Genomic DNA, 23,714 nt, shown 5'->3' with positions numbered 1-23,714 from the left:
TGATGCGGGGTTCGTTGCGAGGTTCGTTGCGAGGTTCGCTACGAGATTCAATGTGAGGTTCGAGGCGAGATCGGATGCCTGCCATTCGGACACGGTCCGCACCAGCCAGCCTGCCGCCGCGTAGGCGGCGTCGCGTCCCGAGCCTTCGGGGTCGCCCGGCCCGGCCGCGGTGACGACCCCGATCCTGGCGGCCGGCCAGGCCAGCTCCGCCTGCCAGGCCGCGTCCCCGAGTTCGTACCCGACCTCCGGTACCGGCACATCCCGCGCCGCCAGCTCCCGCACCAGCTCGACCAGCCCCGGCTCCGTCGCNGTGATCATCCTGAGCACCGCCTGCCACGCGGGCCCGACCGCTGCCGGCTGCTGCTGCTGCGCCGGGCCGGTTACCTCGACAGCCGCCCCGGGATGCGCACCGGACGACGTCCCGATCCAGACCGAGGTCTCGGCATCGAGCTGGACCGACCGACGCACCGACAGCGCACCCGATCCCGCCGCGACCCGGAGCAACGACGGGTCGAACTCGCCGAGGGCGCTCCGCGCGAGCTGGACGCCGTCGCCGCCCCCGGAGTCAAGGAACTGCAGATGAGCGCGTTTTCTCGGCGTTCGGCTTCTCGGCGTTCGGCGGCGCACGCTCGATATAGGGCACCTGACCTGCGGTGACGTCCGTCGAGGGCGCCCACAGCCGGATTTACTCCTCGTCGATTGAGCTCCCGGGTGCTTCGATGCGCGGGTCCGACTGCGTTCGGGGCCCGACTGCGTTCGGGGCCCGTCCGTTCAACAGCCCGCGGTCACGACTCAACGGCCCGCGGTTGTGACCGCTCGCTTGCCCGTGCACCCGACACCTCCCTGCTCCGAGGAGCCGACATGAAGATCCTGACCGCGACCGCGGCCACCCAGGGCCAACGCGACGACGACGGCGATGGTTCGCGACATCGCCGAGATGAGCCGGAGCTCCTACGCCGAGGCGCTACGGGCAGGCCTAGCCGCGCAGAGGTGGCACGCCGTCGGCTCCGAATCGCTGGCCGACGAGCTGACCCGGCTCGTCAACGGCTGGCCGGCAGGCGCCGTCGTGGAACGACGGCTGGACATCGTCACCGTGCGCGAGTGGACCATCCCGTAGTCAGCCTCAGCCCCACCGGTACCGTCATGCGGCCCGATCCGTGCCGGCCGGCCCGATCCGTGCCGGCCGGCCCGATCCGGCCGGCTCGTGCCTGCCGGCTCGTGCCTGCCGGTCTTCCCGCCGCCGCCGTGATGGGGACCTGGCGCGCACAGCCGAGGCACAGCGGACGCACAGCGCGGGCAAAAACTGTCCCGCCATGGTGAAGGCACAAGATCAGTCGATTTCAGGGAGAGCGCATGACGGATTACCAGCGGGACGGCCGGAGGCCGACGTACGAGGGGCGTCCCCTGCCCCGGCCCGAGGAGGAGGCCGTCGACCAGGGACTGGGCTTCGACCTCGGCACGCTGCTGAGCCGGCGGCGGATGCTGACCTTTCTCGGCCTCGGTGCCGCGACGGCGGGCCTGACTGCCTGCGGAACAGGCGGGGCCGAAGCCTCGGGATCGTCCGGCTCCACCGCGTCGCCCAGCACGTCGTCATCCGCCTCGACCAGCGGGGCGTCCGGGGAGATCCCCCAGGAGACGGCTGGCCCCTACCCGGGCGACGGTTCCAACGGGCCGGACGTGCTCGAGCAGAGCGGCGTGGTCCGCAGCGACATCCGGTCCAGCTTCGGCGGAGCGACCGGCACCGCCGAGGGCGTTCCCATGACGCTGGAGCTGACCATCACCGATCTCGCCGACGGCGTCCCCTTCGCGGGAGTGGCCGTCTACGTGTGGCACTGTGACCGCGAAGGCCGCTACTCGATGTACACCAACGGCATCACCGACCAGAACTACCTGCGCGGCGTCCAGATCGCCGACNAGGCCGGGAAGGTACGCTTCACCAGCATCTTCCCGGCCTGCTACAGCGGACGCTGGCCACACATCCACTTCGAGGTCTACCCCGACCAGGCCAGCATCACCGACGCCACCAAAGCGATCGCCACGTCCCAGGTCGCCCTGCCGAAGAACGTCTGCGACCAAGTCTACGCGCAGCAGGGCTACAAGGCGTCGATCGCGAACCTGTCTCAGGCCAGTCTCGACAGCGACAACGTCTTCGGGGACGACGGTGGCGCCCGCCAGCTCGCCACCGTGACCGGCAACGTCACCAGCGGCTACACGGTCTCCCTCGCCGTCGGCGTCGACACCACGACCNCCCCGTCCAGCGGCCAGCCCGCCGGTGCGCCCGGCGGCCAGCCACCGTCCGGCGGGCCCGGCGGGNGGCCGCCGGGTGCGCCGAGCTGACCCACACGACGCATCGGGAGGACACCCCGTCGTCACGGCCAACCCCCTCCGGTTCACGGAGTCGAACTCGACGATCCCGGTGGTCGAGAGGTCTCCGGGGACTCGGGGGACTCGGGGGCTGGGGACTCGGGGGGCTGGACAGGTGCGTGGGTGCACAATGGCGCTCTCGACCTCGGGGGCGACTCACGCATCGCGGGTTGGGGGAAATCATAGGTCGGGGAAATCGTGGGTTGGGGGAAGGAGAGCCGCGATGTCCGTACCGGAGGTGCCAGCGCCGGACGAGCTGGTGATTAGCGTGGAGGCTCCGGAGCCCGTTCGGGACGACCTCGGCCTAGAGTTCACCATCGAGTCCGACGTGGATGTCGCCCATCCGCTCGTGACGATCGGTGATTCGCTCACCCATGGCTTCCAGAATCTGGCGGTCCGCAACACCGACCGGTCGTGGCCGGCTCTGCTGGCCGAGGCGATGGGGGTGACGCCGTTTCGCTATCCGGTCTATCCCGGGCCGGATGGCTGCGCCGGCCTCCCCCTCAACATGGAGGAGTTGCTGCGCCACGCGGACACCATTACCAAGGGCCGGCCGCTACCGGCGCACGCGCTACGCCTGATAGTCGCGCTGTACACCCAGGCGCGGGGGGTGCAACGCTACTGGGGCTTCGGCCCGGGCCGGCTCCCCGTCGAGCAGGCGGAATTCAACCACAATCTCGCAATCTACGGTTGGGATGTCCGCGACGCACTCTCGAAGAACGTCGGCTGGTGCCAGGAACAGCTGGCCGAGCGCCCCGCCCGCCGGTCCTGGAATCCGCGCAGGCTCCTGGTCCAGAACGACGGGCCGATCGCTGCCCTGCGTGCCCTGGCCGGCCCCGGCGACCCGGGTACCACCCAGCTGACGGCGGCGCGGCAGCTCGGTGCCGAGGGCGTCGGCACGCTCGTGGTCGCTCTCGGGGCCAACAACGCGCTGTCCAGCGTTCTGCGGCTGCGGCTGGTCTGGAGCGGAGACAACTTCGCCGACCTGAACGGGAAGAAGGCCTACACGGTATGGCGCCCCGCCCACTTCCAGCAGGAGTACGACCAGCTCGTCACCGAAATCGAAAAGGTGGGAGCCCGGCATGTCGTGCTGGTCACCGTCCCCCACGTCACCGTCGCACCGCTCGCCCGCGGGGTCGGCGACAAGCCGGAAGGCTCGCGATACTTCGCCCGCTACACCTACGCCTGGATCAGCGACGACCAGTTCGACACCGCCGACCCCTGCCTCACCGGGACGCAGTGCCGGCAGATCGACAGCGCCATCGACATGTACAACCAGGTCATCATCGAACACGTCAGGGCGCACCGGCAGGCCGGTGACGACTGGCGGGTCTTCGACCTGTGCGCCCTGCTGGACCGGCTCGCCTACCGCCGCTATCTCGACGACCCGACCACCCGACCGAGCTGGTGGAACCGGTACGGCCCCTATCCGCTACCCCAGGCACTCCGCGAGCTGCACCCCCGGCCCGACACCCGATTCTTCCTCTCCGACGCCCGGGGTCGTACCCAGGGAGGTCTTATCGCGCTCGACGGCGTCCATCCCACCAGCATCGGCTACGGCATCATGGCCAGCGAAATGCTCGCGATCCTGGCCCGCGCGAACGTACCCGGAGCCGTGGGCGCCACCATCGACTTTGCTGATCTCCTGCGTCGGGACACCCTGGTCAGCAACCCGCCCGCCAGCCTCGGCGGCGACTTCCGCACCCTCGGCTGGCTACAGCACCGGCTCCAGCTGTTCGCCGCGCTCACCGAACTCTGGTAAAAACCGAACTCTGGTGAACTCAGCCTCTTTGCTCGTGGACCACGAATGCTATTCAGCCGATCATCCCACACGGCCCTGCTGGTTACCGCTCTTCCCAGGGGGGTCCGCCGGCGAGTAGGGCGGCACACCGCCAGATGAGCAAATATTGCCCTCCGAAAAATTGCCGTTCTGGCGGGAACGCTGTGCGTCGTGGCGTCGGTAGCGCAATGTGGGGACGTCGAGCAGTATTCCGGTGGCGAGGGCGGAGCCGGCAATGAGGGTCGCGGTGTCCTCGACACCGCGCAGCGCCGCCCATCCCCCGACGACGAGGAGCAGGTTTCGGCGCCACATCACCCCGGCCGGATGCACGGGTGGCAGGGTGCGGTCGGGTAAGGCGGACGCCCACGCGACGGCCAGCGCACCGCGGGCCAGCGGCCCGGCGGGCACTGCCAGCGGCGCGGTGCGCAGGGTGCCGTCAGCGTGCAGGTCGCGGGCATGGCCGACCGCGTAGCCTGCCGCGGGATGGGCGGCGAGCGCGCCGCTGAGGTCGGCGAGCGCGCCGGGTTCGAGCTCATCGTCGGCGTCGAGGTTCTGGACCAGCGGCGCGGTGCACGCGCCGAGGGCGATGTTGCGGGCGACCCCGAGGCCTTCCTGGGTGCCGTGCGCGGCGATCCGGACCCGGCCGTCGTCCGCCGCTCCGCAGGCGGTCAGCACGTCGAGGACCTCGTCGGGCGACCCGTCGAGGTGAACCCGCCATGTCCAGTGGGGATGGCTCTGCCGGTGCAGCGAGTCCCACGCCGCGGGCAGGTAACCCGCGTACTCGGCGTGTACCGCGGTGACCACATCGACCCGCATGTTCGCAGTATGTACCGATCCGCCCCGCAGCCGTGTGGTACATATCCGGAGAAGATCTGACGGAGGGGGCACATGGACGTCGCATCGATCAATGCGCGGCTCGGTCAGGCAGCCTCAGCCGACTCCCGCGAGTTGGACCGGGTCTGCGAGGACGTCGCCGCCGAACTGATCGACGCGAACATCGAACCTCCCTTCCGGGTCTCATCGGCGGACTTCGTCACCGACCCCTGGCTGATCTGCGCCGACCGGTACTGGCGCCGCAGGTTCCTGCGCGAGTCCACCGTCGAGGGCGGCGTTCTTGCGTAGTCGGGTGGTCCAGGTCACCGGGGCGGGTAGGGTGCGTAGCTCGTCGCCGGCGTAGGCGGCGTCGGCGACGGTGTGGATCGTATGTCCGGGCAGTGCGGTGGCCAGTTTCTCGACCATGCGGGCGGCCAGCCACAGCCGGGAGGCCGATGTGGTGTCCTTGCGGACCAGTCGGGCCATCACCGGCAGACAGATCTGCCGGTCGAGGCAGGGTAGGGTGACGATGATTCCGGCGAGGACCCAGTTGTTGCCGTAGCCGATCTGGCGGGTGTCGACGGCCGAGCCGTCGTGGAACCAGCTCGCGGCCCAGACCTTGGTGCCTCTGCGGTGGAACAGCGTGTCGTCGACCGCCACGGTCACCGGTGCCCCGGCGGGGATCAGGAGGCGCACCGCCAGCCGGGCCAGGGTCACCCCGAGCTCGTCGGCGGACCAGACCGCGGCGGAGAAGAACCGGTGCGCCCGGTCGTGCGGCCACACCCGCGACAGCCCGGCGCCGACGAGCATCCCGCACACCGTGCGCCGGCCCGTGGCCGCGAGCATCCCGGCCACCAGGGCGCGGAAAACCCGGAAGGTCGGCACGGTGAAGCACGGTCGGAAATCAGCCAGGAGAACGGCCAGGGAAAACGGTACAGTGACATCCGGGAGCATCGGCGTCCACTCATTCGAGCTGGTTTAGGAAGCGTCGATGCTCCCGCCATCAGCCCGTCGGGAAGCCTGCTTCCTCTACCGGCACGCCGCAGCCGTGCCACACCCGGACACAACTCGTCCCATCAATAGGTTAAATCAACTCGCCTCGCTAACCACCGCGAGACGATCAAGAAAACTGCGAAACTCTAGCCTCCAGGACCCGCAGATGTACGTGCTCCGGACGGGGCTGGAGCGGCTGCTGGCCGCCTACGAGCCCAATCCCGCGTTGATCATGGATGGCAGGTACGACATCCTGACCGCCAACCGCGGTGTCCAGGCNCTGCTCGGGGACCTTCCAAAATTCCTGCTCGAACCGCCGATGAATGCCATAAGGATCACCCTTCACCCGGAAGGGCTAGCTCCCCGGATCCGTAACCTTTCCGAGTGGCGCGCACACCTGCTGGAGCGTATCGACCGACAGGTCACGCTACGGCCATCGAGTGAACTCAAGGAATTGTTCAACGAGGTCTCGGCGTACCCGGCGCCTGGTTCGGACGGAGACGGCCAGGCGCACGCCTCCCTCGGCGCGGAGCATTACCCGCTCGCGCTGCCACTGCAGATCCAGGCAGGCGAAACGATCCTGTCTCTCATCTCGACGGTCACCACGTTCAACACGCCTATGGACGTGACCGTCTCCGAACTGGCGGTAGAGACTTTCCTGCCAGCCGATCCGGAGACGGCACAGGCGCTTCAGGTCGCCATGAAAGGCGCACCCGTGGTATGAGCCCCCAGGCCCGGAGAAAGACCCAGGCGAAAGTGCGTGCCGGCCGGGCATCCGTGGCACGGATGTCCGGTCGGCACGTCTCCACCGGGCCGTGCCCGGACCTCCGGGGTCAGGCTCCCGGAAGCCGGTCCAGGANGCCGCTCACCGAGCTGATTCGTCCGTCCTCGGCGAGAGTGATCACATCAAAGCCGGCCGCCGGAGCCGAGCCATCGGCCTTCGAGACCAGTTCCCAGGAGAAACGAGCGATGTTGTGGTGCCCGTCAGGGGAGCCGGCGAGCCTGAACTCGAAACCGGGGAACTGCTCGTGCGCTCCGCTGATCGCGGCGGCGATGCCGTCGTGCCCGCTGACGTCGGCCAGCGGGTCGGTGTAGGTGCCTTCTTCTGTGAACGCGGCGGCGACCGCGTCCTTCAAGTCCTCGGGAGTGGCGGCGTTCCAGGCGGCGAAGTACCGCTGGACAGCGTCGTTGTACGAAGTCAACTCAGTACCCTTTCAAAATCGTGCTGGATGGTGTTCGGAGTCACACCCGACTGCGACGCAGGGCGGCGAACTGCAGCACGGCGAGACCGCCGACCGTCGCCGCCTGCAGCGGAATCCAGACCTGCCCGGCGATGCTGGGATCGTCGAACCAGAACAACAACGCGACGATGCTGAGCACCGCCCAGGCGAGATTGGCCTCGATCACCGCGTTGACGGCCAGTACCGATGGCCGCGGCCTGCTGGCGAGCCAACCGACAGCCAGGCCGTAGAGGAGCAGGAAAGCGCCCAGAGCGAGCAGCAGATCGCCGCTGACGTCGAACAGCCGCCCCAACGGCCCCGACGCCACCAGATAGGCGATTCCGTTCACCGTGGTGACGACGGCGTCGAGGGCGAGGAAACGCTGTAGCCAGGTGGCCCCGTCCGTCCTGACCTCGGCCCCGGCACGGACCGAGGGTTGGCTCGTGGTCATTGACATCAGCCTCCTCAACGTGATCGTGCGTGGCACAGGCCGCAGGGTGCTGTGCCACGTACAGCGTGTGCCACAGTCGCCGGGATGGTCGATTACCGCCCAGGTAATCGAGCCGCGGTCGGCGCGCACGCTCCGCGGCGGATTTCAGTGGGCTCGGGACGGACGGGCGGCTAGTGCGCCGGTCAAGTAGCCGTGTGTGATCTGTGGTAGGCAGCACCGGTGGGTGGGTGCCGGGTGCCAGCCTCTGATCGGAAGGTGCTGCCTGATGCGTCCTGGGGTGTGGCGTCCACCGGTGGAGCCCTCGGCTGCGGAACAAACAGTGATCAGGCTGGTGCGGCGGGCGAAGCTGTTCGTGTTCCTGCGCCGGTATCGGCATGAGCTGTTCGACGAGGCGTTCCAGACCGAGCTGGCCGAGGTCTACCGCGACAGTCCGAAGGGCCAGCCGCCGGTGCCGCCGGCGCAGCTGGCGTTGGCGCTGATCCTGCAGGCCTACACGGGTATCTCCGACGACGAGGTGATCGAGGCGACGGTGATGGACCGGCGCTGGCAGCTGGTGCTCGACTGCCTGGACACCGACCGTCCCCCGTTTGCCAAGGGCACCCTGGTGGGATTCCGTACCCGGCTGATCAACGCTGGGTGGGATCGGCGGCTGATCGCACGCACCATCGAGATCGCCATGGTGAGCGGGGGGTTCGGGCCGNGGGCGTTACGGGCGGCGTTGGACTCCAGTCCGTTGTGGGGCGCCGGCCGGGTCGAGGACACCCCGAACATGGGACACGCCCTGCGCAAGGCTCTGGGTGTGATCGCGGCCGGGCAGGGGTGGGGGCTGGACGAAGGAACCGCCGTCCTGGCCCGCCGGGCTGGGGCCCCGGTGCTGGCCGGATCCAGCCTGAAAGCCGCGTTGGACGCCGACTGGGACGACCCCGGCGAGCGGGACCACGCTCTGGCGGTGGTGCTGGCCGCCCTGGAGGCGGTGGAGACCTTCATCGCTGCCCAGCCCGCCCCGGTCGGGGCGGCTGTCGCGGTGGCCCGCCAGGTCCGTGACCAGGACGTCGAGACCACCCCGGCCGGTGTGGCCCGGCTGCGCCGCGGGGTAGCGAAAAACCTGACCGAGCTGCACATCGACCGGGCCTACCTGCCCTCCACTCTGGTCCGCGACCGCGACGAGAACCTGCAGGTGTTCTGTAAGGCGTGGCGAGTCCGCAACACCACCGGCCGGTATGACGAGACCGCTTTCACCCTGAACTTCGACCACGGCCAGCTCACCTGCCCGGCCGGGGTGGTCATGCCCTTCACCCCGGGCCGCACCGTCCGTTTCCCAGCAGCGACCTGCGCGGCCTGTCCCCTGCGGGAACAGTGCACCACCAGCACCCGCGGGCGCAGCGTGAGCATCCATCCCGACGAGACTCTGCTCGCCGAACTCCGTGAACGCCAGGCGACCCCGGCCGGCCGCGCCCGCCTGCGGGAACGCACCGCGGTCGAGCACACCCTCGCCCACGTCGGCCACTGGCAGGGCCGCCGCGCCCGCTACCACGGGCAGCGCAAGAACCTGTTCTACCTCCGCCGCACCGCCGTCGTCCACAACCTCCACGTCATCGCCCGCCAAAGAAACGATCAGCAAGCAGCCTGACTACCTGACCGGCGCTCTAGATGTTAGCATTTAGTGGCCGATCGGCTACCCTCTGGTGCCCCCAACGGGATTCGAACCCGTGCTACCGCCTTGAAAGGGCGACGTCCTGGGCCGCTAGACGATGGGGGCGCGGCGACGACCCTCAGCGAGGCTGCGCATCCGCCCAACCGCGACGTCGATCGTCTGAAACACCGCAAGCATAGGGGATGGCCCGGTCGGACGACAAACCCTTCCCGGGCCGATCCCGACCGCTCGGCATCCCCGTGGGAACGCTCCCCTGGCCGGCCAACCACCCGGCTGCCCAACGACTGCCCGGCCACCCGGCCACCCGGCTGCCCGGCTGCCGCGTCACCGGCCCTTCTCCAGGCGTGAACGGCCCGGCGCCTCCTGCCCCGCGGGGCGGCCTGCCGCGGGCGCGATGGCGCGGCGCGGGTCGACCCATCGGTAGCGGGAACGGAAGAAGGCTCGGACCGGCCGCCCCCCGATCGCGATCGAGTGCTCGATCCGCGCCGGCCCGGCGAGATCGAAACTCAGCGTGACCTCGTCGGCCCGGTCCCCGGGAGTGTTCGGATCATAGACACGGAGCGTGATCGACGTTCCGGCCTGGACGTAGGCGTAGGCGAGCACCTGATGGTTCAGGCCGAGCAGCCGCGGATCGGGGGAGCGCACCGTGATGATCCCGATCGGGGACAGCAACCCCTCGTCCAGATCGAGCCGGATCCGTGGCCACTCATCCGCCAGGCTCGTCCGCGCGACTCCCGGCCGGACCCGGATCCCCCGGTTGACGTCGGCATCGGCGCCCTGCATGAGCCGGTAGTAGCGGGCCACCCCCCGCGGGATGTCGAAGCTCTCCAGCAGGCGGCGGACGAGGTACGCGTACAGCGGGGAACCGACTGCCGGCGCCACGACGTCAGGCGGCGGCCCGATTCCGGCCTCGAACAGATCACGCACAGCGTAGATCATCCCGCCGCACAGGCCCCGGCTGGCGTCGCCGAGGCCCAGCCGCCGAGTCGACCATGGCGCCGAAACGGCCAACAACGGTTGCGGAGCGAAGCTGTTCGTGAACCGGAACGCGCTGGTACTGGGCCGGAAACCGGGCACAGTCGACTCCCGCCCCCAGCCCTGGTTATCGGCGCCGCCCGACGTCACGGTGCCGGGCGGGTTACGGCGCCAGGCGGCGGTCCAACGATGATCAACCTCCGGGCAGCTCGGATCTCTGTCCAGCGATCTCTGTCCAGCCTCTCGGCTGTCCAGGGCCTCGGCCGTCCGTCCAGTGCCTTGGCCCAGCGCGACGAGACCGGCGGACAGCCGTAACGGCCGTCCGCCGGTTCCCCAGCAGGTCCACCCAGCGCCCTCCCGGTGCGGAGGTGGTCCTTGACGCGGGACGTCGGCGGGACAGGATCCCGACGCATGGGCTCACCCACATGCCGGACGACCCGACGCCTGGATCTATCTACCCCTCCATCAGCGGCCCGATGGTGATACCGCAGCCTCCGGCCGTCGTCCGATACGGGACGATCAACCGCTCTCGAGACCTTCGGCCCTATTCCGCGGGACTCACGACCGACACCCTCGCACTGTCAGCCGTGCGGCCCGCACCCGAGGAGAGGAGGGGGCTCGTGCAACGCGCCAGGTTGGCGCGAACCTAGATGTCACTTCCGATGCTCGGAACTCCCTTCAACAGGGCACGCACCTCCGCCTCTCGGTACCGGCGGTGACCGCCCAGAGTCCGAATCGACGTCAGCTTTCCGGCCTTCGCCCACCGGGTCACGGNCTTCGGGTCTACCCGAAACATCGTGGCAACCTCGGCGGGCGTCAGCAGCGGCTCAGCGTCTGGCGTTCGTGTCGTCATTGCGTTGGCCTCCCGTCACAGAGCGTCGCTCCGTCCCATACAGATCGTGCATCCTTCGGGGGCATTTCGGACATGGCACGTCAGGACCATCTACTGACTAGTCACAGCTCGTCCGACGCGGGCGGCAACTCTCAGTTAACAGAATGCGCCGATCAGCTCGCGGATTCCCGTGCCTGCAAGGGCCTCCACCTCATCAGGACTCGTTCGTAGGCTTCGACCGCTAGGTCTGTTCGCCCACGGCGTAACGCACTGACAGCCTCGACGATGTCCTCTACAGAGTTGTCGCGCCGAAGCATGTCATCGTCCAGCAGGTCAACTAGCCCGTCGTAGTCCAGTTCGACCCTGCTCTGCGGATGGAAGGACCCCAGCCAACGGGCCAGCTCGCCGACGCCCTCGACTCCTGGGGCGTCCGGAGAGCTCGCCCGCAGCGCCTCCACCGCCTCCACCGCCCGGCCCGCCCGCCGTCTGGCGAGGCTCATCGTGGTGCGGTAGATCATGGACCGCTCGGCAGTGTCCCCCGTGACCAGGGACCGTTCGGCCGGGTCGAAGAGCAGGAACCACGGCGGTGGCACCATCCAGGTACAGGTCTGCACGTGGACCTTGAGCGCGGGGCGGCGGGCCTTCCACCGGTCCAGCTCGACCTCGGCCGGCTCGATGATCCGCCGTGGCAGGAACGCCTCCGCGACGCGGTCGGGCATCAGGCCGCGGAACTCGAGCGCCGCCTGCCACACCCGCAGCTGGGTCGACCACGGACAGACGAACATCAGACCGTCGATCCACTGGACGAAGGCCGACTCGTCGGCGACGTCAAGGGTGGGATGGACGGTCGCGACCAGCGCCAGGACCCGCTCCCGGCGGGTCCCGGCCCGGCGCGAAGGCGGCCCCGCAGCGGCGTAACGCTGCCAGCGGCCACGTTCGGCCGCGGGAAAGGCAGCGAGCGGTTCGTACACCCGCAGATACGCCGCGGGGGAGACGACGGGCACCTCAGGACCCACTTACCGCGCGCGATCCGACCGACGACACCCACGCGGATGCCCTGGATCCTGGCATGCCTCGATCCTGGCACGTCCACACACAAGCCGTCCGGCCTACCGGCGCCGTAGGGTTCGCCAGGACACGATCTGCGGGCCCTGGGCGCGGCGCGGGGTGGTTGGCCCGCGCGCGGGATCAGGGCGGTGGGGGCCACGGGCCCCACGGAGGCCCCCAGAAGGCCCCCAGAAGGCCCCGAGGAGAGAGGTGCGCCATGTCGTCCCTGTTCAGCGCCGTTTGTGACCATGAGCAGGTGCTGTTGTGCTCGGACCGTCCCTCGGGTCTTCACGCGATCATCGCCATCTACTCGACGGCGCTGGGGCCGTCGCTGGGCGGTACCCGCTTCCACCCCTACGCCGACGAGGAAGTCGCGTTGGCGGACGCCCTCGCCCTGTCCCGGGCGATGGCCTACAAGGCCGCCTGCGCCGGGCTGGACCTCGGCGGCGGCAAGGCCGTCATCATCGGTGATCCGGCCGTNGCGAAGTCGGAGCCACTGCTGCGCGCCTTCGGCCGCCATGTCGCATCACTGGGCGGCCGATACATCACCGCTTGCGACGTCGGTACCTATGTGGCGGACATGGACGTCATCGCCCGGGAAACCCGGTGGGTAACCNGACGGTCACCGGCGCACGGCGGTTCGGGCGACTCCGGCGTGCTGACCGCCTACGGGGTCTTCGAGGGCATGCGCGCCGCCGCCCGGCACCGGTGGGGAACGCCGAGCCTGGCGGGGCGCCGCGTCGCGGTCTCGGGAGTCGGCAAGGTCGGGCGGCGGCTCGTCGGGCATCTCCTCGACAGCGGCGCCTCGGTGGTCGCGGGCGACGTGGACCCGGTGGCCCTGGCCCGGCTGCGGGTGGAGTTCCCGGCGGCCGAGACCGTGCCGGACCCGGACGATCTGCTCGACCTCGACATCGACGTGTACGCCCCCTGCGCGCTGGGCGGAGCGCTGAGCGCGGAGACCGTCCGCCGGCTGCGAGCCGGCGTCGTCTGCGGCGGCGCCAACAACCAGCTCGCGCAGCCCGAGGTCGGGCGGCAGCTCGCCGACGCCGGAGTCCTGTACGCCCCCGACTTCGTGGTCAACGCCGGCGGCCTGATCCAGGTCGCGGACGAGATCGAGGGCTACTCGCCGGAGCGGGCCCGGGCCAGGGCCGCGCAGATCTTCGACACCACCTCGGAGGTGTTCCGCCTCGCCGAGGCCGAGGAGGTGACCCCGACCGAGGCCGCGGAGCGGCTCGCCGAACGCCGCATGACCGACGTGGGACGCCTGCGGGGGATCCTGCTGCCCTGACGCCGACCGCGGATGGGGCGAGACGCACCGTGAGGCGAGGCACACCGTGAGGCGAGGCACACCGTGAGGCGAGGCACACCGTGAGGCGAGGCACGATCACCCGCCCGGCGGAGGCCTGAACGTCAATGGGAACAGGTGACGGTGATCACATCCAGGCCCCGTCAAACGGGCNGCCGACGGCGGGGACGAGCGGATATCCCCGATCGAACCCACCGGACAAGCGGGTTCATACACCGTTTCCGATCGCGGACACCTTGTCCGGGGACAGGCAACTGTCGGGTTGGCGTGCCGAGAAGCCTCCGGTCCCTGTAGTCTCGGGAAGCACGAGACAGTGAGAGCACCGGGGCGGGTCCCCGTCGTCATGTTCGAGGGGGTCGAGCCATGGGGCGCGGCCGAGCTAAGGCCAAGCAGACGAAAGTCGCCCGCGAGCTCAAGTACAACTCGCCCACTATGGATCTCGACCGATTGAAGGCGGATCTGGGCGCGGGCTCGACGCGCGAGAACAACAACGACGACTCGTACGTAGATGACGACTACGGATACGACGCCTACGCAGACGACGAGGACGATCGACGTTCCTCCCGCTGACAGCGTCGCTTCGGTAGTCGCTCACCGCGGCAGGCTCACCGCGGTGGTCGTCGCCGACGGTGGTCGTCCGGGCTCAGGCCCGGGCTCCCACCGCCATAACGTGCTGCCGTGATGTTGGCCGCGCTGCATGCTTCTTCGCCAGTTCACTCCTGATCAGCCCAGGCTGCCCGGACAGGTTGCCCAACCTGCCCGGAGGGGCTGCCCTGCCCGGACGGGCTGTCCCGGACGTGCTGTCCCGGACGGGCCGCCTCAGCGTGGATGCCGGCCGGCGAGCCGGGCCCTGGCCACGCCGGCTGGCTCCGGAGCGTCCGCCGTGCCGACCTCCCCTGCCACCCAGGCCGGCACGTCCCGCGCGGCGAGCAGCGCGAGAGCGTCGGCGACCGCGGTGGCCGGCAAGACCGCCACCATGCCGACTCCCTGGTTGAAGGTGGCTTCCATGTCCGCCTGGGTCACCTCGCCGCGCTCGGCGAGCAGACCGAAGATCGGGGGCACTGACCACGACGCCCGGTCCACCGTGGCCAGCAGGCCCGGCGGGATGACCCGGGCGAGGTTCGCCGCGAGACCGCCGCCGGTGATGNGGGCGAAGGTGTGCACCTCGACAGCCGCGGCCAGCGCCAGGCAGTCCCGAGCATAGATGCGGGTCGGAACCAGCAGGGACGTGCCCAGCGTGCCCCCCAGGGACGGGACGTATGCCTCCAGATCCTCCCGCGCGGTCTCGGGAATCCCACCGGGCTGGCCAGAATCGACAGGACCGAACAAGATATGCCGTACGAGCGAGAAGCCGTTGGAGTGGATGCCGGATGATGCCATCGCGACCACCACGTCCCCGGGCCGGACTCGCTCCGGCCCGAGCACGTCGTCGGCCTCCACGNCCCCGNCCCCCGTCGCGGCCAGGTCGTAGTCGTCGCTACCCATGAGCCCGGGGTGCTCGGCGGTCTCCCCGCCGACCAGCGCCGCCCCCGCCTGCTCGCAGCCGGTTGCGATGCCGGAGACGATCTCGGCCACGCGCGCGGGGACCAGGGAGCCGCACGCGATGTAGTCGAGCAGGAACAGCGGCTCCGCGCCGCACACCACGAGGTCGTCGACAACCATGGCGACCAGATCAATGCCCACGGTGTCGTGCGTGTCCAGGGCCCGGGCAACGGCAATCTTGGTGCCCACACCGTCGGTCGACGAGGCGAGCAGCGGCCGACGGTACCGCGCCGTATCCAGCGCGAACAGGCCGGCGAATCCGCCGAGCGAACCGACGACCTCGGGCCGGATCGCGCGCGCGACGTGACCGCGCATCAGCTCGACGGCACGCTCGCCCGCGGCCACGTTGACCCCGGCCGCCCGGTACGAGTTCAATCCACCGCTCATGCGGGCCTCACCCCGGCCGGCTCGGGCTCGGACTCAAGATCGGGCTCGGGCTCAGGCTCGGCGTCGTGGTTGTCCGGGGAGGGATCGGCACCGTTCATGCCCAGCGTCACGCCGCGCCGCAACGCCTCGGCGATCATGTCCTCGGTGGTCTCCGCGCCGCCCGTCGCCTCCAGCCGATGCTTGCCGAGCTTGTCGGAATCGTTCAGCGGAACCGGGTACACGCCGTCGAAGCAGGCCCGGCAGAGCGTGCCGGCCGGTTGGCGGGAGGCCTCGACGAGGCCCTCCAACGAGACGTAGGCCAGCGAGTCGGCCCCGAGAGAGGCTCTGATCTCCTCGATGCCCGCCTCACTGGCGATCAGCTCGGCGCGGGTCGCGAAGTCGATGCCGTAGAAGCAGGGCCACCGTACCGGCGGCGAGGAGATCCGGATGTGGACCTCGGCGGCGCCGGCCTCCCGCAGCATGCGCACCAGCGCGCGCTGCGTGTTGCCGCGGACGATCGAGTCGTCCACCACGACGAGGCGACGCCCCTCGATCACATCCCGCAGGGGGTTCAGCTTGAGCCGGATCCCGCGCTGCCGAATCGTCTGCGAGGGCTGGATGAAGGTGCGCCCGACGTAGGAGTTCTTGACCAGGCCCTCACCGAACGGGATACCCGACTCCTCCGCGTAGCCGACCGCGGCGGGTACCCCGGACTGCGGCACGGGGATGACCAGGTCGGCCTCCACCGGCGCCTCGCGGGCCAGCTGCCGGCCAACATCGACCCGGGTGGCGTGCACGGAACGTCCGGCGATCGACGTGTCCGGGCGGGCGAGATAGACGTACTCGAACAGGCAGCCGTGCGGATCGGGCCGGGCGAACGTGCGCGAACGCACCCCCTCGGCGTCGATGACGACCAGCTCGCCGGGAACGATCTCCCGTACGAGGGTGGCGCCGACGATGTCGAGGGCGGCCGTCTCGCTGGCGATGATCCACGCGCCGTCGGGATGGCCGTCGAGCCGGCCGAGCACGAGCGGGTGGATCCCGTGCGCGTCCCGGGCGGCATACAGCGTCGAGGCGTCCGAGAAGACCAGCGAGAAGGCCCCGGTCAGGCGGGGCAGCACGTCCATCGCCGCGTCGACGAGGGTCGGGCCGGGATGGTCGGCGAGCATGGCGGTGATGAGGTCCGAGTCGGTGGTCGCCCGCAGGCGGTCCCGCTCCGCGCCGAGCGTCCGCGCGAGCTCGACGATGTTGGTGAGGTTGCCGTTGTGCCCGAGCGCGATGGGGCCGCCGAAGCGGGCGGTGCGGTACGACGGCTGGGCGTTCTCCCAGGTGGAGGAGCCCGTCGTCGAGTACCGGGTGTGACCGACCGCCACATGGCCGCTCAGGCTGGACAGGGTGACCTCGTCGAAGACCTGAGCGACAAGCCCCAGTTCCTTGAAGACCACCACGGTCCGACCGTCCCCGACCGCGATGCCGGCAGCCTCCTGCCCGCGGTGCTGCAGCGCGTACAGACCGTAGTAGGCCAGGTTCGCCACGTCCTCACCGGGCGCCCACACCCCGAACACACCGCAGGCGTCACGCGGCCCCGGCTCGTCGGAGAGGTCTGATTCCCATCCGGGGGTGGCGCCGAAGCGGGGTGCGACGTCTGGCACCAGGACTCCTCGACAGGTCAGGGACACCGAAGAATGCGGACGATCTCGCGCGGGACCATGCGGGACCACAGAGGTGCCGGGCTCGTCCGCTGACGTGCCGAGACGTGCCGAGACGCGCCGACCACTCCGACCACCGCCTCACCCCGGCAGCTACCTTCCACCACGCTAGCAGTGAGGACGCGCATCGGCCGTTGTGCGCGCATGCCCGGACGGACCAGATCGTCCCTGGTAGATCATCCGGACCAGCCAACCCGCATCTACAGGAGGGGCAGGTAGGAACTGAGGTCGGCGCGCTCGCCGCTGGCCGCGACCCGGCCGTCGGCCACCGCCTCGGCCCACGGCAGGCGGCCCGCGCACAGCAGGACGAAGGCGACGGGTTCGGCCTCGACGACATTCGGCGGTGTGCCCCGGGTATGGCGTGGACCCTCGACGATCTGCACGGCTGTGAACGGCNGCACCCGCAGTTCCACCGAGCGTCCGGGTGCCCGCTCGGCGAACATCTCCGCGAACACCTTCGTCGCCGCCCTGAGCGCATCCCGGACCGGCGTGACGCCTAGATCGAGGCCGTGCACCACCGCCTCGACCGCTCGGGTGCGCAGGAACTCCGCCAGTCGCATTGGGCCGCCCGGCGTCGGGACCACCGCTTCCTGAGTCACCGCGGCCATGGCGGCCACCGCGGCCGACACCTCGCCGGCCAGCCGGCCTCTGATCTCGGCCGGCCCACGGTTCGCCGCCAGCGAGCGGGCGGTGTCCGCGACGGCCTCCGTCCGGGTTCCGGCGCCCGTCAGGTAGCCGCTCGCGGTGACGAGATCCCTCGCCGTGACGAGATCCGTCGTGCGCCGGGACGCCGGGACCGCGGGGGCCAGGGCCTCGGTGAGCGCGGACGCGGAGCGGGAGACGTGCAGGACGAGGTCGCCGACCGTCCAGCCGGGCAGCGGACTCGGCACCCCGAGGGCCCCGTTGGGCAGGACACTCACCGCATCGACGATCCGCTGCCACTGGTCCGCCAACGTCGCGGCCAGCTCGGTACCGGTCGCCCTGGGATCCTGGCGGCGTCCGCGGGGTGGCACCCCTCCATCCTGCCCGGCGCCGCGTCCCGGCCGGATAGCCTACCTGCCAGATACCACCAGGCACCACCCGATAACATCTAGTACAAACCGGTACAAACCGGTACGCGGTCATATCCGGCTGTCCGCGCGCGCCGGTGTGCCGGACCCGATCCCCCGCCCTGCCGGGCAGGAAGACGAGTATGGACGGGTGCCAGTGACGATCCCGCGCGCTCCCGCCGACGAGTACGCAACCGCCGCGATCCGGCAGCGGGTTCTTGACGCCTGGGCCGCCTCCCCGGCCCGCTTCCGGGAAGACGCCAATGCCGAGGAGGACGCGGCTCTCGGCGCCTATCGCGACCGCCTCGTCGTCGAACTTGTGCAGAACGCGGTCGACGCCGCGCGTGAGGCCGGCGTCCCGGCCCGGGTGTACCTGCGGCTGCGCACCTCCGCTTCGGAGTCGGATGCTCCGGATGCTTCGAAGACCGGCGCCGGTCCCGGGGGCCTGCTGGAGATCGCCAACACGGGGGCACCGCTGAGCCCGGCGGGGGTGGAGGCGCTGTCGACCCTGCGTGCCTCGGCGAAACGGGACACCACGTCGGTAGGGCGGTTCGGCGCCGGGTTCGCCGCAGTGCTCGCGGTGAGCGACGATCCCTCGATCGTCTCCCGGTCCCGCCCGGGCGGGAGGGCGTCCGGAGTCACCTGGTCGAAGAGCAGGGTGATCAAGGCCGTGACGGCCGCGGGGGTGGGCTGCGCCGGCACCACGACGCCGGCGCCGGGCCTGACCGAAGAACTGGCCCGGCGCGACGGGGCGGTACCCATCCTCCGGCTGCCATTCGATCTTCCCGCGCCGCCCGCACCGCCGGACGGGTACGACACCGTGATCCGCCTCCCGCTGCGGGACGTCGCGGCGGCCACGGCGGCCCGGGATCTGCTGGCCGGGCTCGATCCGACTCTGCCGCTCGTCCTCGGCGGTCCCAGCGAGATCGTGGTTGACGTCGACGGAGCCGTTCGGACGATCACCTGTCGATGGATCCGCGGGGGCGGCTCATCCCAGCCCGCGCCGGGCGTGACGGCGACCCGCGTGGAGATCGCCGATCTCGACGGCGAGCGCTGGCGCGGCATCGCCCGTAGCGGCGTGATCCCGGCCAACCTGCTGGCCGACCGCCCGGTAGAGGAGCGCGGCCGGAACCGCTTCACCGCCCGGGTCATGGTCCGCGACGGCGGATGGCCCGAGAGCGTCGCCCGGGTCGTGCGGGCACCTCAGCCGACGGACGAACCGATCTCGCTGCCGATCCTGGCGAGCGTCGAGCTGCCACTGGATCCCTCGCGTCGACACACGGTATCGGGTCCGTTACGAGACTGGCTCACCGATCAGCTGAGCGCGGCCACCGTGGCGCTGGCCGAATACCTGGGCGCCGGCAGGGACCCAGACGCCGGCAGGGACCCAGACGCCGGCAGGGACCCAGCCGAGACACCTGGCGACCCGCTGGCCGCGCTGGCCCTCGTGCCGACGGGGCTGCCGGTGGGCGAAGTCGACGGCAGGCTACGGGACGTGCTGACCCGACTTCTCCCGGACGCGGCGATGCTGCCCGCCGGTCTGCGTGGCCGGGACTGTTCCGTCTGCGATCTCGGCCCCGCGACCGATGCGGTCACCGAGCTGCTGCGCTCCTGCGGAGCCGACCCGGCCGAGGCCTGGACCGAGGCCGACCCGGCCGAGATCGCCGGCACGGACGGGGCGGGTCCGGATAGCGACGACACCGTCGCGGCGAAGGNCGATGGGCAGGNTCCCGGCCTGCTCCCNGCGGCCTATGCGGCCCGCCGGTGGCGTACCGCACTCTCCGCCCTGGGCGTTCGACGGGTGGACAGCGCCGCCCTAGTCGAGCTGCTCNCNGGGGTNCCCCGCCCGCCACACTGGTGGGGACGTCTCTATCCGCTCCTGGTCGGGGCGCCGGACCGGGATGCGCTCGGCGCGCTTCCGGTACCGGTCACGGAGGTTCCCGCGCCCTGGGAGGACACCGAGCCGCGCGGGGCAGCCGGGTCCAGCGCCTTGCGGACGCGGATGGTCACCGGTCCGCGTGGGACCCTGCTGCCCACCGCCGACCTCGACATCGTCGCGCTGGCCCGATCGGGGCTGCCGCTGCGGGTCGTGCATCCTGACGCCTGCGCCCAGGACGCGGCGCGGGATGCCCTGCGCACCCTCGGCGCGCTTGAGGGCACTCCAGCGGGTGTCCTAAGGGATGCGGCGGTACGCGAGGCGGTCCTGGACGCCGATCCGGAGGACGATCCCGATGATCTCACCGCCCTGGCGAACGCGGTGCTGGCGCTGGTCCGGGACGCGGGCGAGGAGTCCGCGGCCGACCTGAGCTGGCTCGACGAGCTGCTGCTGCCGGACGGCGACGGTGACTTCACCCCGGCCGGCGAGCTGCTGATCCAGGGAGGCCCCCTGGATCGGGTGCTCGCCGAGGACGCGCCCTTCGGCACCCTGAGCGCCGAGGTCGCGCGGGCCTGGCCCGCCGAGGTACTGGCGAAGGTCGGTGTGCTGCGCACCTTCGGGGTGTTGCACGCCCACGACCTGCCGTTGGATCCCGACGAGCAGATCCTGCTTGACCTCGACGACAGCGACATCTGGGTTGACGACGTCGCGGCGGACGACCACGGCGCGCCGGGCGGCTCGGCGAACCTGCGTCGGCCGCCTCCCGGCGGGCCACCGGCACCCGCCATGATCGGGGTGTTCGCGGCGGTACGCGACCTCGAACTCGTCGACCGGACCGCCTGGCCCGAGGCGCTCGCCGAGCTCGCCCGACCACCGTTGCGGGACATCGTGTTCGCCCCCGAGCCGTCCTATACGCGCTGGTGGCTGGCGCGGCACGCGGTGCTGCCCGTCGGTGGCGACGGCCGGGTGCCCCGCTCCGCGGAACACCCGGCGGAGCGCTCCGCGGAACACCCGGCGCACCGGGACAGCAGGGTTCTGCCTCCGGGCGAGCTCGTCCTACCCGACGCGGACCCCCTGCTCACCGGGCTGTTCGCGCCGGCGGCACCGCTCCCNGGGGTCGACGACGAGTTCCTGCGCCACCTCGGCTGCCGGCTGACGCTGGAGGACGTCCTCGGCGACCTGGGCGCGGTGATGGACCTGCTCGACCGGCTGGGCGACGTTGACCGGGACGTGCCGTGGCCCGCGGCTCGCACGCTGTACATCGCCGCGGTCGACGCGGTGGCCCGGGTCCTGACGGCGCCGGACGGTTCCGCCCACGNCGGGCGGTTCGNCCCGCCGCTGACCGTCCGCACCCCGGACGGCGTCCGGGCCTGCGCCGACGTCGTCGTGGTGGACGCACCGGACATGCTGGGGCTGCTCGGCGCGGACCGCTTCGGGCTGCGTCTCCCGCTGGACCGGGCGGCCGAGGTGGCCCACGTCCTCGGCGTGCGCCTCACCGCCGAGGCGGGCACCTGCGAGATCGCCTCGGCGGGCCCCGGCGAGGCCCGGCAGGCACCGGACGGCACACCGTACCGGGTTCACGACCCGCTGCTGGTCGAGGATCTCGCCGGCCGGCCAACCCGGGTGCCCTGGCGGGTACTCGGCGGGATCGGCGGCGAGATCCACGTGGATGCCGAGGCCGGCTCGGACGCGCTCGCGCGGGCCCTGGCCTGGCGCGGCGGGCAGTGGGACCGGCGGCATGCGCTGGCCGCGGCGCTGCGCGACCCCGACGGTGCCGCCTTCCGAGCCGCGGAGGACGACCTCGACGAGACCTGAGCCGCGCCGGTGGGTTCCGGTCGCCGGACTATCGATCCGCGTGGTCAGGGTTTCCCCGCGCCCGCAGCCGGTTGCGGCGGCGGATCACGATCCACAGGCCGGCGAGCCCGAGGACGAAGCCGCAGATCGCCGTCGCGAACCACCAGAGCCGGCCATCGCCCCGCAGGTCGTCGAGGAAGAACACCATGACCAGCGCGGCGATGGCCCACAGCACGGTTCCCACCGCGACGGAGGCGACCCCGTCGTAGGGCAACGGTTCGGGCGCGGACGGGCGGGTTGTCGCGGCGGGCTCGCCGCCCTCCGGGACGGGCGGTACCTCGGGGGCGTGCGCACCACCCGTGGAATCGCTGCTTGCTGAGACGCTCATCCCGCTCGACGCTACCCTCTCGGCTCGCGGCCGGGCTGCTCGCGGCCGGGATGATAGTCAGGAGTCGTCCGCCGGTTCGACGAGCCACTCGTCGAACCGGCGTCTCGTCACGTCGCTCAGCAGGGCGATATCGGAACGGAACCCGTCCCGCAGCCGGGCCCCGATCGCCGGATCCAGCCGGGGGGCCGGGAAGGCCGGCACGGACGGGGGCGTCGGCACGGACGGGGGCGTCGGCACGGACGTCCCGGGTGGCCCGGGACGGCCTCGGCGCTTGACCCCCAGCTTGACCCCCAGGAAACCGTGGGCCCGTCGAATGACGGCGGCGGGATCCCCGATCAGATCGCGGTGCGCCGTCAGGAGTACCTGCTCGCGGGGGAACAGCGTGAACAGCCGCTGCAGCTGCGTGCCGTACCTGCCCAGGGCCAGGTAGCGCCACGGCCATGGCCAGCACGCGGCCGTCCGGGCGGCCTCGGCGGCCACGGCACGTTCGAAATCGTCGAGGTCCTCAAGACCGGCCAGCCGCATCCGGACCCAGTTCGCATAGGCCCGCTCCACCGGATCACGAAGAACGACGATGAGCTTCGCGTAGGGAAGCAGTTCGTGAATATGCCGCAGCGCCGTGAAGTCGGCGAGATAGTACGGGGTGCTCTCGCCGCGCACCGCACCCGCCGGAGCCGCGTCGAACAGCGCCTCGTAGTCGGATCGCCGACGGACAGGTGATCGCTCGCCCGGCCCGGCGCGAGCCACACAGCCCGGACGACCGGCACTCCCGCCGGCTTTGTCCCAAACGGAACAGACGACGCCGGCCCGGCCTGCCGTGGTGACGTCGAGCCCGCTTTCCAGGATGCGCCCGGCCAGGAAGTACCCCGGTTGCGGGATCTCGGACATGAAGACGGATCGATGGCGGCCGAGTTCCTCGTGCAGGACCTCCGTACCCGCGTCGGGAGCACCGATCACGAAGAAATCAGGCAGAGCCACGGCATCTCCTGTTCCTGACGTCCCCGGCCGCGGTTCCTGGAACAGTCCGTGAGTATATTCACGCTTCTCCATCGGGAAGATGGATATCCCGGGACCTCCACGGCCGGCGTCATGCACCACGGATTCCACCGAAAGACCAAGAGGTGAGATAAGTCATACTTTTCAATGCTTGGCGACCACCGGAGCAGTGTGCTTCCGTTGCTCTTGTGTTGAAGCGGCTGATCCTGGTCACCCGGGGCCACATTGATCTGCTCCGCGTTGCCTCGGCCGCCTGTCCGGCGGCCTGACGGGCAGCCGCCTACCTCCCGCACGGCGCTTCACGAAGCGTCAGTCGGTCCGGACGCCGCACCAGGGCACGCCACCGTCTGTCAACCGACGTTGCCTCGTCTCGCGCGAACCGGCAAGCATCGCCAGGAAAGCCCCACCGGGCAGCGTCATCGCTGGTAGCTGCACATGCCGACCTCCCCCGAACAACATCGGCCCCGCCCTCCCCCGCCGCCGCCGGTGAGAGACACCGCCACCATCTTCGCGCCACCGCGCCGCGTACCCGGCGGACCCACCGGCCAGAACGCTGACA

At 70.7% G+C, this 23,714-nt stretch carries 21 protein-coding genes and 1 tRNA gene; 9 read left to right on the top strand and 13 right to left on the bottom strand.

Translation table 11 applies throughout. The features are described from left to right. Nucleotides 1–916 precede the first annotated feature (916 nt). The 3 genes from CED_RS13300 (at nucleotide 917) to CED_RS13290 (ending at nucleotide 4,126) form a co-directional block, all read left to right on the top strand. A complete protein-coding gene (locus CED_RS13300) occupies nucleotides 917–1,117 on the top strand; it encodes a hypothetical protein (protein ID WP_023840626.1) in 201 nt (66 codons plus the stop codon). A gap of 236 nt (nucleotides 1,118–1,353) precedes the next feature. Continuing rightward, complete coding sequence (locus CED_RS13295; protein WP_035910998.1) at nucleotides 1,354–2,337, top strand: intradiol ring-cleavage dioxygenase; 984 nt, start codon at nucleotides 1,354–1,356, stop codon at nucleotides 2,335–2,337. A 250-nt stretch (nucleotides 2,338–2,587) separates the two neighbouring features. Beyond that, nucleotides 2,588–4,126: a hypothetical protein gene (locus CED_RS13290; protein WP_011434582.1), complete on the top strand. Its 1,539-nt coding sequence runs from the start codon at nucleotides 2,588–2,590 to the stop codon at nucleotides 4,124–4,126. Nucleotides 4,127–4,186: 60 nt separating this feature from the next. On the opposite strand, the gene CED_RS13285 is transcribed toward CED_RS13290, so the two are convergent. Both CED_RS13285 and CED_RS13280 read right to left on the bottom strand, forming a co-directional pair. Beyond that, the gene (locus CED_RS13285) at nucleotides 4,187–4,960 is read right to left on the bottom strand and encodes a glycosyltransferase family 2 protein (RefSeq protein WP_023840623.1); all 774 of its coding nucleotides are present in this window, start codon (nucleotides 4,958–4,960) and stop codon (nucleotides 4,187–4,189) included. 201 nt (nucleotides 4,961–5,161) lie between these two features. Beyond that, a complete protein-coding gene (locus CED_RS13280; protein ID WP_051623759.1) occupies nucleotides 5,162–5,911 on the bottom strand; it encodes a transposase in 750 nt (249 codons plus the stop codon). A gap of 205 nt (nucleotides 5,912–6,116) precedes the next feature. Between CED_RS13280 and CED_RS13275 the strand changes: the two genes are divergently transcribed. Continuing rightward, nucleotides 6,117–6,674, top strand: coding sequence for a hypothetical protein (locus tag CED_RS13275; RefSeq protein WP_023840621.1), 558 nt, complete (start codon nucleotides 6,117–6,119; stop codon nucleotides 6,672–6,674). A 109-nt stretch (nucleotides 6,675–6,783) separates the two neighbouring features. Here CED_RS13275 and CED_RS13270 read toward each other — a convergent pair whose 3' ends face one another. Both CED_RS13270 and CED_RS13265 read right to left on the bottom strand, forming a co-directional pair. Then, nucleotides 6,784–7,152, bottom strand: a complete 369-nt coding sequence (locus CED_RS13270) for a nuclear transport factor 2 family protein (protein ID WP_035910993.1) — start codon at nucleotides 7,150–7,152, stop codon at nucleotides 6,784–6,786. Nucleotides 7,153–7,192: 40 nt separating this feature from the next. After that, complete coding sequence (locus CED_RS13265) at nucleotides 7,193–7,621, bottom strand: hypothetical protein (protein ID WP_011434577.1); 429 nt, start codon at nucleotides 7,619–7,621, stop codon at nucleotides 7,193–7,195. 265 nt (nucleotides 7,622–7,886) lie between these two features. On the opposite strand from CED_RS13265, the gene CED_RS13260 reads away from it, so the two are divergent. Then, entirely contained in the window at nucleotides 7,887–9,251 is a 1,365-nt protein-coding gene (locus tag CED_RS13260) for a transposase (RefSeq protein WP_035910990.1), read from the top strand. A gap of 53 nt (nucleotides 9,252–9,304) precedes the next feature. On the opposite strand, the gene CED_RS13255 is transcribed toward CED_RS13260, so the two are convergent. The 4 genes from CED_RS13255 to CED_RS13240 form a co-directional block, all read right to left on the bottom strand. Continuing rightward, nucleotides 9,305–9,380 (bottom strand) — tRNA-Glu (locus tag CED_RS13255). Between the two features lie 219 nt (nucleotides 9,381–9,599). Then, nucleotides 9,600–10,352, bottom strand: a complete 753-nt coding sequence (locus CED_RS13250) for a hypothetical protein (RefSeq protein ID WP_011434575.1) — start codon at nucleotides 10,350–10,352, stop codon at nucleotides 9,600–9,602. Between the two features lie 544 nt (nucleotides 10,353–10,896). Then, nucleotides 10,897–11,103 carry a developmental transcriptional regulator BldC gene (gene bldC, locus CED_RS13245; protein WP_035910987.1) on the bottom strand — a complete coding sequence of 69 codons (207 nt, stop codon included), beginning with the start codon at nucleotides 11,101–11,103 and terminating at the stop codon, nucleotides 10,897–10,899. Nucleotides 11,104–11,255: 152 nt separating this feature from the next. Next, complete coding sequence (locus CED_RS13240) at nucleotides 11,256–12,086, bottom strand: hypothetical protein (RefSeq protein ID WP_011434574.1); 831 nt, start codon at nucleotides 12,084–12,086, stop codon at nucleotides 11,256–11,258. A 260-nt stretch (nucleotides 12,087–12,346) separates the two neighbouring features. Here CED_RS13240 and CED_RS13235 point away from each other — a divergent pair, with 260 nt between their 5' ends. Together CED_RS13235 and CED_RS13230 are read left to right on the top strand one after the other, a co-directional pair. Continuing rightward, entirely contained in the window at nucleotides 12,347–13,417 is a 1,071-nt protein-coding gene (locus CED_RS13235) for a Glu/Leu/Phe/Val dehydrogenase (protein WP_035910984.1), read from the top strand. Between the two features lie 381 nt (nucleotides 13,418–13,798). Continuing rightward, entirely contained in the window at nucleotides 13,799–14,005 is a 207-nt protein-coding gene (locus CED_RS13230; RefSeq protein WP_011434572.1) for a DUF3073 domain-containing protein, read from the top strand. A 249-nt stretch (nucleotides 14,006–14,254) separates the two neighbouring features. Here CED_RS13230 and purM read toward each other — a convergent pair whose 3' ends face one another. The 3 genes from purM to CED_RS13215 all read right to left on the bottom strand — a co-directional run bounded on the left by purM (nucleotide 14,255) and on the right by CED_RS13215 (nucleotide 18,065). After that, a complete protein-coding gene (purM, locus tag CED_RS13225) occupies nucleotides 14,255–15,364 on the bottom strand; it encodes a phosphoribosylformylglycinamidine cyclo-ligase (RefSeq protein ID WP_035910981.1) in 1,110 nt (369 codons plus the stop codon). Then, nucleotides 15,361–16,995 carry an amidophosphoribosyltransferase gene (gene purF, locus CED_RS13220; protein WP_011434570.1) on the bottom strand — a complete coding sequence of 545 codons (1,635 nt, stop codon included), beginning with the start codon at nucleotides 16,993–16,995 and terminating at the stop codon, nucleotides 15,361–15,363. Before purF ends, purM begins: the two co-directional genes overlap by 4 nt. A gap of 257 nt (nucleotides 16,996–17,252) precedes the next feature. Continuing rightward, nucleotides 17,253–18,065, bottom strand: coding sequence for a sterol carrier family protein (locus CED_RS13215; RefSeq protein ID WP_035910978.1), 813 nt, complete (start codon nucleotides 18,063–18,065; stop codon nucleotides 17,253–17,255). Nucleotides 18,066–18,252: 187 nt separating this feature from the next. Here CED_RS13215 and CED_RS13210 point away from each other — a divergent pair, with 187 nt between their 5' ends. Then, complete coding sequence (locus CED_RS13210) at nucleotides 18,253–21,792, top strand: sacsin N-terminal ATP-binding-like domain-containing protein (RefSeq protein ID WP_051868799.1); 3,540 nt, start codon at nucleotides 18,253–18,255, stop codon at nucleotides 21,790–21,792. A 28-nt stretch (nucleotides 21,793–21,820) separates the two neighbouring features. Here CED_RS13210 and CED_RS13205 read toward each other — a convergent pair whose 3' ends face one another. Then, on the bottom strand, nucleotides 21,821–22,159 hold the full coding sequence (locus CED_RS13205) for a DUF2530 domain-containing protein (protein ID WP_035910971.1): 339 nt from the start codon (nucleotides 22,157–22,159) through the stop codon (nucleotides 21,821–21,823). Nucleotides 22,160–22,216: 57 nt separating this feature from the next. Further along, entirely contained in the window at nucleotides 22,217–23,137 is a 921-nt protein-coding gene (locus CED_RS13200) for a sulfotransferase (protein WP_035910967.1), read from the bottom strand. A 206-nt stretch (nucleotides 23,138–23,343) separates the two neighbouring features. On the opposite strand from CED_RS13200, the gene CED_RS26205 reads away from it, so the two are divergent. After that, entirely contained in the window at nucleotides 23,344–23,424 is an 81-nt protein-coding gene (locus CED_RS26205; RefSeq protein ID WP_347272474.1) for a putative leader peptide, read from the top strand. Nucleotides 23,425–23,714: the final 290 nt, after the last annotated feature.

The organism is Frankia sp. CeD, from assembly GCF_000732115.1.
Classification (GTDB): Bacteria; Actinomycetota; Actinomycetes; order Frankiales; family Frankiaceae; genus Frankia; species Frankia casuarinae.
The sequence above is the reverse complement of the archived record's forward strand: the minus strand, read 5'-3'. Positions and strand labels throughout refer to the sequence as shown.

Excerpts from the sequence above, each read along its gene's own strand:
- CED_RS13300 (WP_023840626.1), top strand. The coding sequence starts at position 917 with ATGGTTCGCGACATCGCCGAGATGAGCCGGAGCTCCTACGCCGAGGCG.
- CED_RS13290 (WP_011434582.1), top strand. The coding sequence starts at position 2,588 with ATGTCCGTACCGGAGGTGCCAGCGCCGGACGAGCTGGTGATTAGCGTG.
- CED_RS13285 (WP_023840623.1), bottom strand. The coding sequence starts at position 4,960 with ATGCGGGTCGATGTGGTCACCGCGGTACACGCCGAGTACGCGGGTTAC.
- CED_RS13280 (WP_051623759.1), bottom strand. The coding sequence starts at position 5,911 with ATGCTCCCGGATGTCACTGTACCGTTTTCCCTGGCCGTTCTCCTGGCT.
- CED_RS13265 (WP_011434577.1), bottom strand. The coding sequence starts at position 7,621 with ATGACCACGAGCCAACCCTCGGTCCGTGCCGGGGCCGAGGTCAGGACG.
- CED_RS13230 (WP_011434572.1), top strand. The coding sequence starts at position 13,799 with ATGGGGCGCGGCCGAGCTAAGGCCAAGCAGACGAAAGTCGCCCGCGAG.
- CED_RS13205 (WP_035910971.1), bottom strand. The coding sequence starts at position 22,159 with ATGAGCGTCTCAGCAAGCAGCGATTCCACGGGTGGTGCGCACGCCCCC.